Below are 15,989 nucleotides of genomic sequence, written 5' to 3' on the forward strand. Positions count from 1 at the left end.
CTCTCTGAATCTCCATCGTGAAAAGTCAGTATCGCAGTGCCAGTGGCTAGGGTCAACTCCGCAATTCAAGCAGACATTCACCGAAGACTTGCAGGAGCCTGTTCACGTCACATTCGCTGGTCCCTGGACAGACCAGCAGCATGTTGTGGAAGGGCGTGATGAGCAGGCCGCGGTTGAGGAGGTAGAGGTGGATGGCTTGTTCTAGTCCGCTGTCCATGGCGGCCTGCGCCTCCGTGCCGTTGCGCGGGGCGGTGGGCGTGAACTGGAATTCCGTGCGGGCGCCGATTTGGGTGACGCACCATGGCAGCTGGTGGCGCGCGATGATGTCGCGCAAGCCTTCCGCCAGTTGGGCCGCCAGCGTGAACATATGCTGGTAGGCCTCCCCGGTCATTACTTCTTCCAGATTGGCGCGCATCGCCGCCATGGCGAACATATTGGCGCTCAACGTGGTGCCGATGCCGGAATGGCCCGGCGGCGCGCTGCGCTTGGCGTGCTCCACACGGCGCGCCACTTCTTCCGTAAATCCGTATACCGCGCAGGGAATGCCGCCGCTGATTGGCTTGCCGATCACCAGCGCGTCTGGCTGCATGCCGTGCGCGCGGGCGTAGCCTCCGGGGCCACTGCTGATGGTGTGGGTTTCATCGATCACCAGCAGCGCGCCGTGTTGCCTGATCAGCTGCTGCGCTGCTTCCCAGAAGCCCGGCTGCGGCAGCACCATGCCGACGTTGGTCATCACCGGTTCCGCCAGCACGCAGGCGATGTCGCCGGCCGCCAGCGCCGCTTCCAACGCCGTCAAGTCGTTGAACTCCACCACCACAGTGTGATCCGTCAGTTTGTGCACTTGACCCAGCAGGCTATCGCGCTGCGCCGGCACGCCGCCGACCAGATCGACGAACACATCGTCCACCGTGCCGTGGTAGCAGCCGTTGAAGACCAATACCTTGCTGCGTCCTGTCGCCGCACGCAGCCAGCGCAGCACAAAGCGGTTGGCGTCGGAAGCCGATAACGCGAACTGCCAGCATGGCAGGCCAAAGCGCCGCGCCAGTTCGGCCGCTACCGGGCCAGCGTCTTCCGATGGCAGCATGGCGGTGTAGCCGCGTGCCGACTGACGGGCGATGGCTTGCGCCACCGGCTGCGGCGCATGGCCGAACATGGCGCCGGTGTCGCCGAGACAGAAATCCACGTACGCATGGCCGTCCGCATCGCGAAAGCGCGCGCCAGAGGCTTCGCGCACTGTCAGCGGGAACGGCGTGGACCAATCGCTCATCCAATGCATCGGCACGCCGAACAGCAGGTGCCGGCCCGCCTCCTGCGCCAGACGCGCCGATTCAGGATTGCGCGCAATGTAGCTGGCGCGTTCGGCCGCGGCCATCGCCTGCACGCGCTGCCAGTCCAGGCCCGCTCTCATACCAGCAACATCAAATGCTCGCGTTCCCACGAGCTGATAACGCGGCTGTAGGTGGCGAACTCCAGTTCCTTCACCTCGCAGAACGCTTGCACGAACAACTCGCCAAGGATGTCGCTCAGCGGCTCGCACTCGCGCAGGCGTTGAATGGCATCTTCCAGATTGCGCGGCAACTGGTCGTGTACATGTTCAGCGCTACCCGATGTCGGCGCGGATGGTTTGAGGCCTTCCACCATGCCGAGATAACCACATGCCAGCGTGGCCGCCATCGCCAGATACGGATTGACGTCCACACCCGGCACGCGGTTCTCCACACGCCGGTTGACCGGCGCGGAGTTGGGAATGCGGATGCCGCAGGTGCGGTTGTCATAGCCCCAATGCACATTGGTCGGCGCCGACATGAAACGCGACAGGCGGCGGTAGGAATTCACATGCGGCGCAAACAGCAGCGTGGCCGGCGCGATGTACTTTTCCAGCCCGGCGATATAGTTGAAAAAGAGGTCGCTGGCGTCGCCATCCTTGCGCGTGAAGATATTCTGGCCGCTGGTGGTATCCAGCACGCTCTGGTGAATATGCATCGCGCTACCCGGCTCGGTCTCCATCGGCTTGGCCATGAAGGTGGCGAAGATGCCGTGCCTCAAAGCCGTTTCCCGCACGGCGCGCTTGAACAGGAACACACGGTCGGCCAGTTCCAGCGCCTCGCCGTGGGTGAAGTTGATTTCCATCTGTCCCGCGCCGGCTTCGTGAATCAGCGTCTCCACGCCGAGATCGTGCTGCTTGCAGAAGGTCGATAACTCAAGGAAGAACGGATCGAAGTCGTTCACCGCGTCGATGGAGTAAGACTGGCGGCCGGACTCCGTCTTGCCGCTGCGGCCCAGTGGCGGCGCCAGCGGCTCGTGCGGATTGCTGCTGCGGGCCACCAGATAGAACTCCATCTCCGGCGCCACCACCGGTTGCCAGCCGCGCTCCTCGTACAGCCGCAGCACCTTGCGCAGCACGGCACGCGGCGACAGGCCGACCGGCGAGCCGTCGAAATTCTGGCAATCGTGGATCACCAGCGCCACGTTCTCCGCCGCCCAAGGCACCTGACGCAGCGTGGCGATGTCCGGCACGCAGATCATGTCGGGATCGGTCGCGCCGACGTATGGCGTGTTGTTGGGCTGCTCGCCGTTGACGGTGTTCAGCAGAACACTCTTCGGCAATCGCATCTCGCCTTCGTTCAGGAACAGATCCTTGGGCAAAATTTTGCCGCGCGCGATGCCGGTCATGTCCGCGATGACGCATTCCACTTCGTGGATATTGCGTTCGCGTAGAAAGTCTTTCATGGCCTGGCTCATTGCGGTCTCCTGTTTAGAAGCGGTTCAGGTAGCGCGTGGTTTCCCATGCGCTGACGTGTTGGCTGTATTCGACCCACTCGGCGCTTTTCAACGCGGCGAATTCAGCGACGATGTTTGCGCCCAGCGCTTCGGCCAACATGGCATCAGCGCGCAATGCTTCCGTCGCCGCGCCGAGATTTTGCGGCAGCAGGCGCAAGCCAAGCGCCGCGCGGTCCGCGTCGCTCATCTCGTAGACGTCCTGATTTACCGGGGCGCCGGGATCAAGCTTACGGTCGATGCCATCCAGCCCTGCGGCGATCACGCCGGCCAGCGCGAGGTAGGGGTTGGCCGAACTATCGGGCAGGCGCCATTCGATACGCCCGTGGACAGTGCGCGCGACCACTGTGCGATTGTTGTCGCCATGGCCGATAAACGCTGGCGCCCAACTGGTGCCGGACAACGATTGCCCGCACATCAGGCGCTTGTACGAATTGACCGTCGGCGCGCACAGCGCCGTCAGCGCTGGTGCGTGATGCAGCAGGCCAGCCAGGAAATGGCTCACTGGCGCGCCCACCTCGTTGCCATTATCGTCCGCCAGCGACAGATGGAAATGCAGACCGCTGCCCGGCCGCTCGGCGAAGGGCTTGGGCATCATCGAGAACAGCATGCCCTCCTCCTCCGCGATGTGATGCGCGGCCATCTTGAACAGCATGAAATTGTCGGCCGCGCGCAGCGCATCGGCGTAGTGGTAGTTCACCTCGAACTGGCCAGTCGCGTCCTCGTGGTCAATCTGGTAGACGCCGAGGCCGCATTCGTTGAGCGATGTGGTCAGCTTGTCGAGGAAGGCGCGCTGACGCAGCAGGCTTTTGGTGTCATAGGATGGTTTCTCCAGCGTGTCGGCCGCTTCGGCATCGTAGCCGCAGGCGCTTTTTTGCAGCAGGAAGAACTCCGGCTCCAGGCCGGCATTCAACGTCCAGCCACGCGCAGCGAGGCGAGCTACCTGTTTGCGCAGTACTTGACGCGGACAGGCATCGAATGGCTCGCCGGCGACGTGGCCATCCAGCACCACGCGCGCATAGCCGGGCAGCCATGGCATGGGCTGCAAGGTGGTCAGGTCGGCACGGCCATAGTATTCTGAACGCGGTCCGTTGCGCGGCAAGCCGGTTCCCCAGATCGAGGGCCCGGAGAAGCCCGCGCCCGGCGCGACGATATCGCCAAGATGCGCCAGCGGCACCAGCTTGCCCTTGGCAGCACCGTGGATGTCGGTGAATTGGGCGAAGACATAGCGCACGCCTTGCGCCGCCAGCTCCGCTTTTAGCCTATCTGTATCCATGTAGTTTTCAATTCGGTGTATTTATCGAACGCGTGCAGCGACTTGTCGCGGCCATTGCCGGACTGTTTATAGCCGCCAAACGGCACCGTGATATCGTCGCCGTCGTACTGATTGACGTGCACCGTACCGGCTCTCAATGCGCGCGAGGTCTGGATCGCCTTGCTCAGATCCGCCGTCCACACGGCCGCGTGCAAGCCGTACTGCGTGGCGTTGGCCTGCCGCACCGCCTCCTGCACATCGGTAAAGCTCAGCACCGACAGCACCGGCCCGAAGATCTCTTCACGCGCGATGGTCATGTTGCTGTCCACCTGATCGAACAGCGTCGGCTCGACATAATAGCCGCCGGTTTCCGTGCGCGCCTGCTTGCCGCCCGCCAGCAAACGCGCGCCTCCGCTCTTGCCGGCTTCGATGTAGCCCATCACCGTCTTCAACTGCGTGGCGTCGACAATCGCGCCCATGACGGTGCTTTCGTCCAACGGATCGGCCGGCGCGTAATTCGGCACCAGCGCCAGCGCCTTCTCGACAAAGCGGTCCTTGATCGACGCCTCCACGAATAGGCGCGAAGGTGCATTGCAGCTCTCACCTTGGTTGAAGAAAATGGAGCCGATCGCCGACTCCACCGCCGCATCCAGGTCCGGGCAATCCGCGCACACGATGTTGGCCGACTTGCCGCCCAGCTCCGTCCACGCCCGCTTGAGGTTCGATTGTCCCGCCATCTGCATGATCTGCTTGCCCACACGGGTGGAACCGGTAAAGCCGATGCAATCCACATCCATATGCAGCGCCAGCGCCGCCCCAGCCTCCGCGCCATAACCCGGCAGCACATTGAACACGCCCGATGGCACACCCGCTTCCAGCGCAAGCTCTGCCAGCCGCAGCGCCGTCAACGGCGATTTCTCGGACGGCTTGAGCACCACGCTGTTCCCGGCAGCCAGCGCGGGGGCGATCTTCCAGGCTGCCATCAGCATCGGATAATTCCACGGCACGATGGCCGCCACCACACCCACCGGCTCGCGCGTGATCAGCGCCAGGCTGTCGGCCGGCGTCGGCGCGATTTCATCGTAAATCTTGTCGATCGCCTCGCCATACCAGCGAATGCAATTGGATGCGCCGCCCACGTCCACCGTCTGGCTGTACTTGATCGGCTTGCCCATGTCCAGCGTCTCCAGCAACGCCAGCTCCTGGCCGTGCTTCTGCATCAAATCCGCAAACTTGATCAGCACGCGCTTGCGCTGCGCCGGTGACTTGCCCGCCCAGCGACGATCCTCGAACGCCGCGCGCGCCGCAGCGACAGCGATATCCACGTCAGCGCCATCACAACGCGCCACCATGCCCAGCGTGCGGCCGTCGATAGGCGACAGATTCTCAAACTGCTGCCCGGATTTTGCCCATACCCGCTCACCGCCGATGAAGGCGCGGCCGTCCGCTTGCAGCGATGCGGCCTTGTCATACCATGTCGTCATCATCTTCTCCTTACAGCCAGCCGCGTTCTTTCACATCGGCGTAGGTCAGATCGAGGCAGTGGCGGATCAGCGCCAGCATTTCATCGATCTGCGCCGTGGTCAGCACCAGCGGTGGCGCGATGATCATGCGGTCGCCGACGGCGCGCATGATCATGCCGTTGTTGAACATATAGCCGCGACACACCATGCCGACAGCCAGCGATTCGTCGAACGCCACATTCTCATGCACCGTGGCGCCCTTGCTGCGCACCAGATTCAGGCCCGCCACAAAGCCGCAGCTATTGGCGTAGCCGACCAGCGGATGGTCCGCCAGCTCGGCAAAGCGCTTTTTCAGATATGGTCCGGTTTCCTGCGCCACGCGCTCGACCAGCTTTTCCTCTTCAATGATACGGATGTTTTCCAGCGCCGCCGCACACGCCACGGGATGGCCGGAATAGGTGAAGCCGTGATTAAACTCGCCACCCTGCTCGATCAACACCTTGGCCACGCGGTCGCCCACCAGCACGCCACCCAGCGGCACATAGCCCGAGGTCACGCCCTTGGCAAACGTGATCAGATCCGGCCTGATGCCGAACAGCTCTGACGCAAACCAGCGCCCCAAACGTCCGAAGCCGCAGATCACCTCATCGGCAATCAGCAGGATGCCGTACTGGTCGCAGATGCGCTGTATCTCCGGCCAGTAAGTGGATGGTGGAATAATCACACCGCCCGCGCCCTGTATCGGCTCGCCGATAAACGCAGCCACCTTCTCCGGCCCGACTTCCAGGATTTTCTTCTCCAGCCAGGACGCGGCCTCGATGCCAAACGCCTCTTCCGTCATGCCCTTGCCAAACTGAAGATAGTTGGGCTGCTCGATATGCACCACGCCCGGAATCGGCAAGCCACCCTGCGCATGCATATCCTTCATGCCGCCCAGCGAAGCGCCGGCCATGGTGCTGCCATGGTAGGCATTGTGCCGGCTGATGATGGTGTGGCGCTCCTTGTAGCCCAACACGTCCCAATAACGGCGCACCATGCGCACATTGGTGTCGTTGCCTTCCGAGCCCGAACCGGTGAAGTAGACGTGATTAAACTGCGGTGGCGAAATCTGCACCAGCTTGGCCGCCAGCTGCACCGCCGGCACATTGGTGGTGTTGAAGAAGCTGTTATAAAACGGCAGCGTCTCCATCTGCTGATAAACCGCTTCCGAAATGCTGGTACGGCCGTAGCCCACGTTCACGCACCACAGGCCGGACATGCCGTCGATGATCTTGTTGCCCTCTGAGTCCCACAGATAAATGCCCTCGCCGCGCACCATCACGCGCGCGCCCTTCTGGCCCAGTGCCTTGTGGTCGGTGAACGGATGCATGTAGTGCGCCGTGTCTAGCTTCTGGATTTCGTTGGTATCGTAGTTGCTCATGGCGGCTCCTTAAACGTGCAGCAGCAGGTGCTCGCGCTCCCACGGGCTGATAACGGTCATGAATTCCTGATGCTCCAGATCCTTGATAGCCGCGTAGACATCGATGAAACGGTCGCCCAGCACCGTGCGCAGCTTGTCCTCGGCACGCAGCAGTTGCAGCGCTTGCGGCAAGCCTTGCGGCAGCTCGATCTTCAAATCGTAGGCGCTGTCCACCGTCATCGGCGTTGGTTCCACCTGATCGATCATGCCGAGGTAACCGCAGGCCAGCGTCACCGCCAAAGCCAGATACGGATTGGCGTCCGCACCGATAATGCGGTTCTCCACGCGGCGGTCCTGCACGCCGGATTCCGGCACGCGGAAGCCCACGGTGCGGTTGTCCATGCCCCACTGGATATTGATCGGCGCCGCCGTGTGACGCACGATACGGCGGTAGGAGTTCACATACGGCGCCACGATCGCCATCGCCGACGGCATGTAGCGCTGCAAGCCGCCGATGTAGTACTTGAACAGCGGCGAGGCCGAACCATCCTCTGAGCTGAAGATGTTCCTGCCGGTCTTGGCGTCCACCACGCTCTGGTGCACGTGCATGGCCGATCCGGGCTCGCCCGCCATCGGCTTGGCCATGAAGGTGGCGTACATATCGTGCTTGAGCGCCGCTTCACGCAAGGTGCGCTTGAAGAAGAACACCTTGTCGCCCAAGCCTAGCGGATCGCCATGCAGGAAGTTGATCTCCATCTGGCCAGCGCCGATTTCGTGAATCAGCGTGTCCACATCCAGATTCATCATGTCGCAGTAGTCGTAAATGTCTTCGAACAGCGGATCGAATTCATTCACGGCGTCGATGCTGTAGACCTGACGGCTGGTTTCGGCGCGGCCGCTGCGGCCAATCGGCGGTTTCAAAGGCAGGTCAGGATCGCTGTTCTTGGCGGTCAGGTAGAACTCCAGTTCCGGTGCCACTACTGGCTTCCAGCCTTTGTCCTCGTACAGTTTCAGCACGCGGCGCAGCACCGAGCGCGGGGCGAAATCGACCAGACGGCCGTCGGCGAAGTAGCAGTCATGGATTACTTGCGCGGTGGGATCGGTAGCCCACGGCACCATGGTGATGGTGGTCGGATCGGCCTTCAGGATCATGTCGCGGTCGGTGCTGGAAATGGCGCGGTCGTAGCCTGCGTCCTCGGTCGGATAGTTGCCGGTCACGGTCATGCCCAACACCGCTTCCGGAATGCGCATGCCGCGCTCCTGCGTGAATTTGCCGCGTGGGAGGATCTTCCCGCGCGCCACGCCGGTCAGGTCGGGCACCAGGCATTCAATTTCCGTGACGTGCTTCTCGTTCAGCCACAGGTCCATATCGGTGTAGGTAAAGTTTTCGCGAATTGCCATTTGCTTCTCTCATTGTTGTTATCGGGCGGCCTTGTAGGCGCGGCAGGCGTCGCCGAAGGCTCTGAATAATTTGACGGAGTCCGGATTCTCGGAAAAACGCCACTCCGGGTGCCACTGTACTGCGAGCGTGAATCCCTTGGCGTCCGCCACGCGATAGGCCTCCACCAGTTCATCGTCAGCGCGCGCCTCCGCTGCGAGGCCAGGGGCCAGCTGCTTGATGCCTTGCCCGTGCAACGAATTGACCATGATCTCGGCGGCTCCGTCGAGGATCTGCGCCATGCGCCCTCCAGGGTCCAGCAGCACGCGGTGCGATGGCGCATATTGCCGGTCCAGTGTGTGTTCCTTGTTCTCGCGATGGTCGGCCATGCCTGGCACGCGGTGCACCGCTTGATGCAGCGTGCCGCCGAGGGCCACGTTCACTTCCTGGAAGCCGCGGCAGATCGCCAGCAACGGGATGCCGCGCTTGATGGCGGCAAGGATCAACGGCAGTGTGGTGGCGTCGCGCGCCGCGTCCTGCGGCAGGGACGGGTCCAGCACTTCCTCGCCATACAGGCTGGCGTGGACGTTGGATGGTGATCCGGTCAGCATCACGCCGTCGGCCAATGCCAGCAGCGCTTCAAAGTCGGTGGCCGCGCCGAGCGCCGGCACGATCAATGGCGTGCAGCGCGCGCCGTCGGCCACCGCTGCCACGTATTTGAGCTGCGCGGTGTGATATGGGTGCGCGCCGATCTGATTGACGCACGCAGGAACCAAAACGACAGGGCTACGCATAGAAGCTTTCATCTATTTGATTTAACTAAATGATATGCCTATTTTGGTATTATTGTGAGCGCCACTTTTTAATGTTTGATAGAACCACTTTCCAGATGTCCCCGACTTCCGACCTGCTGGCCGCCGCGCTGGCGCAATCCGGCTTTCATCCCCGTCTTCCCCAGCAGCGCAGACTGTACGAGGCCGCCAAGGCCGCGATCCATCAGCAGCGGCTGGGCGCGGGGAGCAAACTGCCGTCCAGCCGTGATCTGGCGCGGGATCTGGGCATTGCACGCAATACGGTGATCGCCGCGTTTGAGCAGCTTGCAGCGGAAGGTTATGTGGTCAGCGCGAAGGGTAGCGGCACTTACGTCGCCGATTTGCAGGCCCACAGCGCTTCCATGCGGGGTGTTGGCGCCGTGCCACAGGGGAGGTCCGCCGCGCGCGGGGGAAGCACCCACGGCGCCATGGCGAGCGGCGCGACGGCGACCATCGCACGGCCTGTGCGCCTCTCGCGGCGCGGGCAGGAACTGTCGGCTGCGGCCGGGCCGCAGTTCGAGATTCAACCGTTCGCGCCGGGCGAGCCGGATTTCTCGTCGTTTCCGTTCAAGCTGTGGCAGCGGCTGCAAAACCGCATCTGGCGCGAGGCGCGCAACGATTTGCTGGACTACGGCCAGTCCGGCGGCCATCTGCCGCTGCGGCAGGCCATCACAGAGTACCTGCGCATCTCGCGTTCCGTGAAAGTGGAAGTCGATCAGGTGCTGATCACCGCCGGCACACAGCAATCGCTGGACCTGTGCGCCCAGTTGCTGGCCGATGCCGGCGACACCGCATGGGTGGAAGATCCGTGCTACTGGGGAGCGCGGCGAGTATTCAACGCGCGCGAGTTGAAACTGCGCCCGATCACCGTCGACAGCGACGGCATGGCGCTGGACGAAACCGATCTCGCCACCAAGCCACGTCTGATCTATGTGACGCCATCGCACCAGTACCCGACCGGCGCGGTGATGAGCCTCGCCCGCCGCCGCGACCTGCTGGACGTCGCCGTGCGCAAGGACGCCTGGATACTGGAAGACGACTACGACAGCGAATTCCGCTACACCGGCCGTCCGCTGGCCGCGCTGCAAGGCCTCGACACCGACGACCGCGTGCTGTACATGGGCACCTTCTCGAAAGTGCTCTACCCCGGCATCAAGGTTGGCTACCTTGTCGTGCCGCCGGCGCTGATCCCAGCCTTCCGCAGCGCGCTGTACGACTTGCAGCGCCCCGGCCAGCTGACCGTGCAAGCCACGCTGGCGGACTTCATCACGCTGGGCCACTTCACCACCCACGTGCGCAAGATCCGCCAGACCTACGGCGCGCGCCGCGAACTGCTGCGCCACATGCTGGCGCAGCAACTGCCGCTCAACGTCAGCATCTCGAAAGAGGAATCCGGACTGCATCTTGTGGTTGAACTACCGGACAGCGTAGACGACGTGGCGCTGGCGCAGCGCGCCGCAACGCTGGGCATCTCGGTCAAGGCGCTGTCCACCTACTACCTCAAGCCGCAAGTGCGGCGCGGCCTGCTGGTCGGCTATGCCTACTGCACGCCCGAGCAAATCACCGACTACGGCCGCCAGCTAGGCGCGTTGATCGCAGCAGAGGTGGCGGCATGAAGAACATGCCATGGCGCGACTTTGCCGCCTTGGTAGCCAGCATCGGCGTGGTCGGCCTCGGGCTCGGCGCGACGATTCCTTTAACCGCGCTGTCGCTCGACCAGCGCGGCGTCGGCTCCGGCGTGATTGGCGTGATCACCGCCATCAGCGCATTCGGGATTCTGGGGGCGGCGCCGTTCGTCTCACGCTGGGTAGCGGGGCACGGCCCACGCGGCTGCATGATCGGCGCGATCGTAGCGGCGGCGCTCTCCACCGCGCTGATGGAAACCACGGACAGCTTGTGGGCATGGGGCGCGCTGCGTTTTGCGTTTGGTGCGGCGATGGGCGTGCTGTTCACGATAGGTGAGGCATGGGTCAACAATCTGGCGCCGGAGAATTCACGCGGGCGGGTGGTGGCGATCTACACGACGGCCTTCACGCTGTTCCAGATGATCGGCCCTGCGCTGGTGGCGGCATTCGCGGGAAAAGTGGCCCTGCCGTTCGCTGCATGCGGCGCGTTGTTCCTGCTCGCGCTGCCCGGCATGCTGCTGATCTCCGGCGGGCTGTCGGCCACCGTGGTGCTGGTGGGCGACACCGCGTTGCAATTCGCCTTCGGCTGGCTGGCCGACCATGTGGGACGGCGCAAAGTACACATCGGCTGTGGCGTAGCCGTGTGCGTGCTGCTGCCGATACTACCGTTTGCGGCGGGCACGCCCTGGCTGTGGTGGACATTGTTGCTGGTACTGGGCGCGGTGGCGGGGGCGATCTACATGCTGTCGCTGGTGGCGTGCGGCGAGCGCTTCGAAGGCCAGTCGCTGGTCGCGGCCAGCGCGGTAGTCAACGCCAGCTGGGGCATCACCAGCGCCGGCGGACCATTGGTGACGGGAGTCCTGATGCAAACGGCCGGCGTGAATGCACTGCCGGCCGTTCTGTGGGCAGGCGCCGCGATCTTCATCGCCAGCGCCGCATGGGACAGGGATTAGCCTTTGGCCGCAGCCGCCAGCTGTTTCGAGCGCAGACGCTCGGCGCGGGCGATGTAGAGGCTGGAGGCGATCACGCCAATCGACACCACCAGAATCGTCAGCGCCGCTACCGCATTCACGCGTGGATCGAGGCCCAGGCGGGCGCGCGAGAAAATCACAATCGGCATGGTCGATGAGCCGGGGCCGGACAGGAAGGCCGACAGCACCACGTCGTCCAGCGACAGCGTGAACGTCAACAGCCAGGCGGAGCCCAAGGCCTGTTTGATGTTCGGCAGCGTCACCAGGAAGAACACCTGGAACGGGCGACAGCCCAGATCCATGGCTGCTTCTTCCAGCGACTTGTTCATTTCCTGCAAACGCGATTGCACCACCACCGTCGCATAGGCCATGCCCAGCAAGGTGTGGCCCAGCCAGATGGTGACCAGGCCGCGTTCCGGGAAACCGAACATTTTCTGCACCGATACCAGCATCAGCAGCAGCGACAGGCCGATGATCACCTCCGGCATCACCAGTGGCGCGCTCACCATGCCGGTGAACAGAGTGCGGCCGGCGAAACGCTGGTAGCGGTCCAGCACAAACGCCGCGAACGTCCCGAGAATCACCGAGCCGCAAGCCGTCAGCAGCGCGATGCGCAGCGACAGTCCGAAGCCGCTGATGATCTCCTGATCGTTCAGCAGCGCCGCATACCATTGCAGCGAGAAACCGCTCCACACCATATCCTGGCGCGAGCTGTTAAACGAGAACACCACCAACACCACGATCGGGATGTACAGGAACAGATAACCGAGCGACAGCCAGCCGCGCCCGAACCAGCGATGCAGGAACTGCGTCATTTGCGCGCCTCCTGTTCCGCCTGATATTTATTGAAGATCGCCATCGGCACCAGAATCAGCAGAATCACCACCACCGTCACCGAGGACGCCAGCGGCCAGTCGTTATTGGTAAAGAATTCGTCCCACAGCTGGCGGCCGATCATCAGCGTTTCCGGGCCGCCCAGCAGCTCTGGAATCACGTACTCGCCCACCGCCGGGATAAACACCAGCATGGTGCCGGCGATGATGCCCGACTTCGACAGCGGCACGGTCACACGCCAGAAGGTCTGCCAAGGCGTGGCCCCCAGATCGGCGGCGGCCTCGATGAAGCGCACGTCCATCTTCACCAGATTCGCATACAGCGGCAGAATCATGAACGGCAAATACGCGTACACCATGCCGATAATCAGCGAGAACTTGGTGTTCATCAGGTGCAGCGGCTCGCTGATCATGCCGATATCGATCAGGAAGCTGTTGAGGATACCGTTGTTGGCCAGGATGCCCTTCCACGCGTAGATACGCAGCAGGAAGGAAGTCCAGAACGGCATCATCACCAGCATCAGCAGCACCGGACGAATCGCCGGCTTGGCGCGTGCCATGAAGTAGGCGAACGGATAGCCGATGGCCAGGCACAATGCCGCCGTAATCGCGGCGAACTTGATGGAGTTCAGGTAGGTGATCGCATACAGCTCGTCCTGCGCGATGTACAGGTAATTGGCGATCTTCACCTTCAGCGTGACCACACCGTCGACCACCGTCATCAGAGTGCCGAACGGGCTGCCGTCGCCGGAATCCAGATCGGTAAAGCTGATGCGCAAAACGATCAGGAATGGAATCAGGAAAGCAAACGTCAGCCACAGGAACGGCACGGCGATGACCGTCGCGCGCCCCGGATGCTTGAACAGGTTCTTGAGGAAGTTCATGCCGCGCCCCGCCTTAGCTGGTCAGCACGACGACGTCGGCGCCGTCCCACCATGCGTAAACGCGCTGGTCGCGCTTGAGCGCCGCGTCATCGTGGCGCGCCACGTTGGTGCGCGAAGCCTTGAGCACCATGCCGCTGTCCAGCGTGATGTGATAGCTGGTCTCGTTACCGAAGTAGGAGATGCCGGTGATGATGCCCTGCACGCAGTTGTAGCCATGTTCGGCCGCCTTGGCGCGCTGCTCCTGCGTTGGCGCCTCCGCCTGCACGGCGATTTTTTCCGGACGCACCGCCACCGATACCTGCATGCCCAGCGTGCCGGTAATGCCGTGGGTGACGTAATGCTTGCCTTCCGGGCTGTCGATGATGACGTGGTCCGCCTCATCTTCCGCCACGCTGCCATTGAACAGATTCACGCTGCCGATAAAGTCGGCCACGAAGCGGCAGTTCGGGGTTTCGTAGATTTCATCCGGCGCGCCCACTTGCAGGATGCGGCCCGCGCTCATGACGGCGATACGGGTGGCCATGCTCATGGCCTCATCCTGATCGTGCGTCACCATCACGCAGGTCACGCCCACTTCTTCAATGATGGACACCAGTTCCATCTGGGTGCGCTCGCGCAGCTTCTTATCCAGTGCGCCCAGCGGCTCGTCCAGCAGCAGCAACTGCGGACGCTTGGCCAGCGAACGCGCCAGCGCCACGCGCTGCTGCTGGCCGCCGGACAGCTGGTGCGGCTTGCGTTTGGCGTAATCGGTCAACTGCACCAGCGACAGCATCTTTTCCACGCGCGATGCGATTTCGTCTTTCGGCAGGCCATCGCGGCGCAGGCCGAAGGCGATGTTGTCCCAGACCGACAGGTGCGGGAACAGCGCATACGACTGGAACATCATGTTGATGGGGCGCTGATACGGCGGCACGCTGACAATATCTTGTCCGGCCAGCGTGATGCTGCCCGACGTCGGCGTTTCAAAGCCGGCCAGCATGCGCAACAGGGTCGACTTGCCGCAGCCCGAGCTGCCCAGCAGTGCGAAGATTTCGCCCTTGTTGATCGCGACCGATACGTCATTGACGGCACGGACACCGTCGAATTCCTTCACCAGGTTCTTGATCAGGAGGAAAGGTTCAGCAGCTCGCTCTATGGTCATGTTGTTAGAAAAATAAAAGGATATTGGCCAAACCTGTGATTATAAAGGCAGTGCTCAGACATGCAGCAATAAGTGTTCCCGTTCCCATGGGCTGATCACCGTCATGAACTCCTGATGTTCAAGTTCTTTAATCGCGGTGTAGACGTCGACAAAGCGCTCGCCCAGCACATCGCGCAGGCGGTCCTCCTGCCGCATCAGCGCCAGCGCCTGCGGCAGGCCTTGCGGCAGCTCGTACACATGGTCGTAGGCGCTGCCGGTGTACATCGGCGTGGGCTCCAGCTGGTCGATCATGCCAAGATACCCGCAGGCCAGCGTCACCGCCATCGCCAGATACGGATTGGCGTCCGCGCCGATGATACGGTTCTCCACACGCCGCTGCTCCACGCCGGAGATGGGAATGCGGAAGCCTACCGTGCGGTTATCCATGCCCCACTGGATGTTGATTGGCGCCGCCGTGTGGCGCACGATGCGGCGGTAGGAGTTCACATATGGCGCCAGGATGGCCATCGCCGCCGGCGTGTAACGCTGCAAGCCGCCGATGTAGTGACGGAAGTGCGGCGACGGCGAGCCGTCCGGCAAATTAAAGATGTTACGGCCGGTGGCGGCATCGCTCACGCTCTGGTGCACATGCATGGCCGATCCGGGCTCGCCCGCCATCGGCTTGGCCATGAAGGTGGCGTACATATCGTGCTTGAGCGCCGCTTCGCGCAAGGTGCGCTTGAAGTAGAACACATTGTCGGCCAGCGCCATGGCGTCGCCATGCTGGAAGTTGAGGCCCATCTGGCCGGCGCCGGTTTCGTGGATCAGGGTGTCGACGTCGAGATTCATCAGCGCGCAGTAGTCGTAGATGTCCTCGAACAGCGGATCGAATTCGTTGACGGCGTCGATGCTGTAGACCTGGCGCGTGGTTTCGGAACGGCCGCTGCGGCCCACCGGCGCTTTCAATGGCAGGTCCGGATCGATATTCTTTTCGGTGAGGTAGAACTCCAGCTCCGGCCCCACCACCGGCTTCCAGCCCTTGTCCGCATACAGTTTCAGCACGCGCCGCAGCACGGAGCGCGGCGCGAAGTCGACCAGCGTGCCGTCGGCGAAGTAGCAGTCGTGGATCACCTGCGCGGTGGGATCAATGGCCCATGGCACGGTGGTGATGCTGCCCGGGTCCGCGCGCAGGATCATGTCGCGGTCGGTGTTGGAGATGGCGCGGTCGTAGGCCGCGTCCTCGGTCGGATAATTGCCGGTGACGGTCATGCCCAGCACCGCCTCGGGGATGCGCATGCCGCGCTCCTGCGTGAATTTGGCGCGCGGCAGGATCTTCCCGCGCGCCACGCCCGTCAGGTCGGGCACCAGGCATTCAATTTCAGTGACTCGGTTATCGTTGAGCCACTGGTCCATATCGGCATCGGAGAAATTTTCACGGATAGACATGGTGCACTCAAGGTTGCGATTGACA

At 62.8% G+C, this 15,989-nt stretch carries 13 protein-coding genes; 2 read left to right on the forward strand and 11 right to left on the reverse strand.

Going from position 1 to position 15,989, the window contains the following annotated elements; translation table 11 throughout:
• Positions 1 to 52: 52 nt before the first annotated feature.
• Genes GM676_RS07770 through GM676_RS07800 form a run of 7 tightly spaced genes read right to left on the reverse strand, consistent with a single transcriptional unit; the run spans position 53 to position 9,067 of the window.
• Positions 53 to 1,408, reverse strand: coding sequence for an aspartate aminotransferase family protein (locus GM676_RS07770; protein WP_155462951.1), 1,356 nt, complete (start codon positions 1,406 to 1,408; stop codon positions 53 to 55).
• A complete protein-coding gene (locus GM676_RS07775) occupies positions 1,405 to 2,742 on the reverse strand; it encodes a glutamine synthetase family protein (RefSeq protein WP_155462952.1) in 1,338 nt (445 codons plus the stop codon). Before GM676_RS07775 ends, GM676_RS07770 begins: the two co-directional genes overlap by 4 nt.
• A 13-nt stretch (positions 2,743 to 2,755) precedes the next feature.
• On the reverse strand, positions 2,756 to 4,054 hold the full coding sequence (gene glnT, locus GM676_RS07780; protein WP_155462953.1) for a type III glutamate--ammonia ligase: 1,299 nt from the start codon (positions 4,052 to 4,054) through the stop codon (positions 2,756 to 2,758).
• Complete coding sequence (locus tag GM676_RS07785) at positions 4,036 to 5,517, reverse strand: aldehyde dehydrogenase (protein WP_155462954.1); 1,482 nt, start codon at positions 5,515 to 5,517, stop codon at positions 4,036 to 4,038. The genes glnT and GM676_RS07785 overlap by 19 nt, the downstream gene beginning before the upstream one ends.
• Before the next feature lie 10 nt (positions 5,518 to 5,527).
• Positions 5,528 to 6,916, reverse strand: coding sequence for an aspartate aminotransferase family protein (locus tag GM676_RS07790; RefSeq protein ID WP_155462955.1), 1,389 nt, complete (start codon positions 6,914 to 6,916; stop codon positions 5,528 to 5,530).
• A 9-nt stretch (positions 6,917 to 6,925) separates the two neighbouring features.
• Entirely contained in the window at positions 6,926 to 8,296 is a 1,371-nt protein-coding gene (locus tag GM676_RS07795; protein ID WP_155462956.1) for a glutamine synthetase family protein, read from the reverse strand.
• An 18-nt stretch (positions 8,297 to 8,314) separates the two neighbouring features.
• Positions 8,315 to 9,067, reverse strand: coding sequence for a gamma-glutamyl-gamma-aminobutyrate hydrolase family protein (locus GM676_RS07800; RefSeq protein WP_155462957.1), 753 nt, complete (start codon positions 9,065 to 9,067; stop codon positions 8,315 to 8,317).
• A 95-nt stretch (positions 9,068 to 9,162) separates the two neighbouring features.
• Between GM676_RS07800 and pdxR the strand changes: the two genes are divergently transcribed.
• Together pdxR and GM676_RS07810 are read left to right on the forward strand one after the other, a co-directional pair.
• Positions 9,163 to 10,701, forward strand: a complete 1,539-nt coding sequence (gene pdxR / locus GM676_RS07805) for a MocR-like pyridoxine biosynthesis transcription factor PdxR (protein ID WP_155462958.1) — start codon at positions 9,163 to 9,165, stop codon at positions 10,699 to 10,701.
• Positions 10,698 to 11,663 (forward strand): MFS transporter, encoded by a 966-nt coding sequence (locus tag GM676_RS07810; RefSeq protein WP_155462959.1) that lies wholly within the window; start codon positions 10,698 to 10,700, stop codon positions 11,661 to 11,663. The genes pdxR and GM676_RS07810 overlap by 4 nt, the downstream gene beginning before the upstream one ends.
• Here the strand turns inward: GM676_RS07810 and GM676_RS07815 are convergent.
• The 4 genes from GM676_RS07815 to GM676_RS07830 are packed head-to-tail and all read right to left on the reverse strand — an operon-like array spanning position 11,660 to position 15,964.
• Positions 11,660 to 12,496 (reverse strand): ABC transporter permease, encoded by an 837-nt coding sequence (locus GM676_RS07815; protein WP_092276520.1) that lies wholly within the window; start codon positions 12,494 to 12,496, stop codon positions 11,660 to 11,662. The genes GM676_RS07810 and GM676_RS07815 overlap by 4 nt on opposite strands.
• Positions 12,493 to 13,398, reverse strand: a complete 906-nt coding sequence (locus tag GM676_RS07820) for an ABC transporter permease subunit (protein WP_155462960.1) — start codon at positions 13,396 to 13,398, stop codon at positions 12,493 to 12,495. The genes GM676_RS07815 and GM676_RS07820 overlap by 4 nt, the downstream gene beginning before the upstream one ends.
• A 13-nt stretch (positions 13,399 to 13,411) precedes the next feature.
• Entirely contained in the window at positions 13,412 to 14,539 is a 1,128-nt protein-coding gene (locus GM676_RS07825; RefSeq protein ID WP_155462961.1) for an ABC transporter ATP-binding protein, read from the reverse strand.
• A 54-nt stretch (positions 14,540 to 14,593) separates the two neighbouring features.
• Entirely contained in the window at positions 14,594 to 15,964 is a 1,371-nt protein-coding gene (locus GM676_RS07830) for a glutamine synthetase family protein (protein WP_155462962.1), read from the reverse strand.
• Positions 15,965 to 15,989: the final 25 nt, after the last annotated feature.

Origin of the sequence: Duganella radicis, assembly GCF_009720825.1 — a bacterium.
Taxonomy (GTDB): Bacteria; Pseudomonadota; Gammaproteobacteria; order Burkholderiales; family Burkholderiaceae_D; genus Rugamonas; species Rugamonas radicis.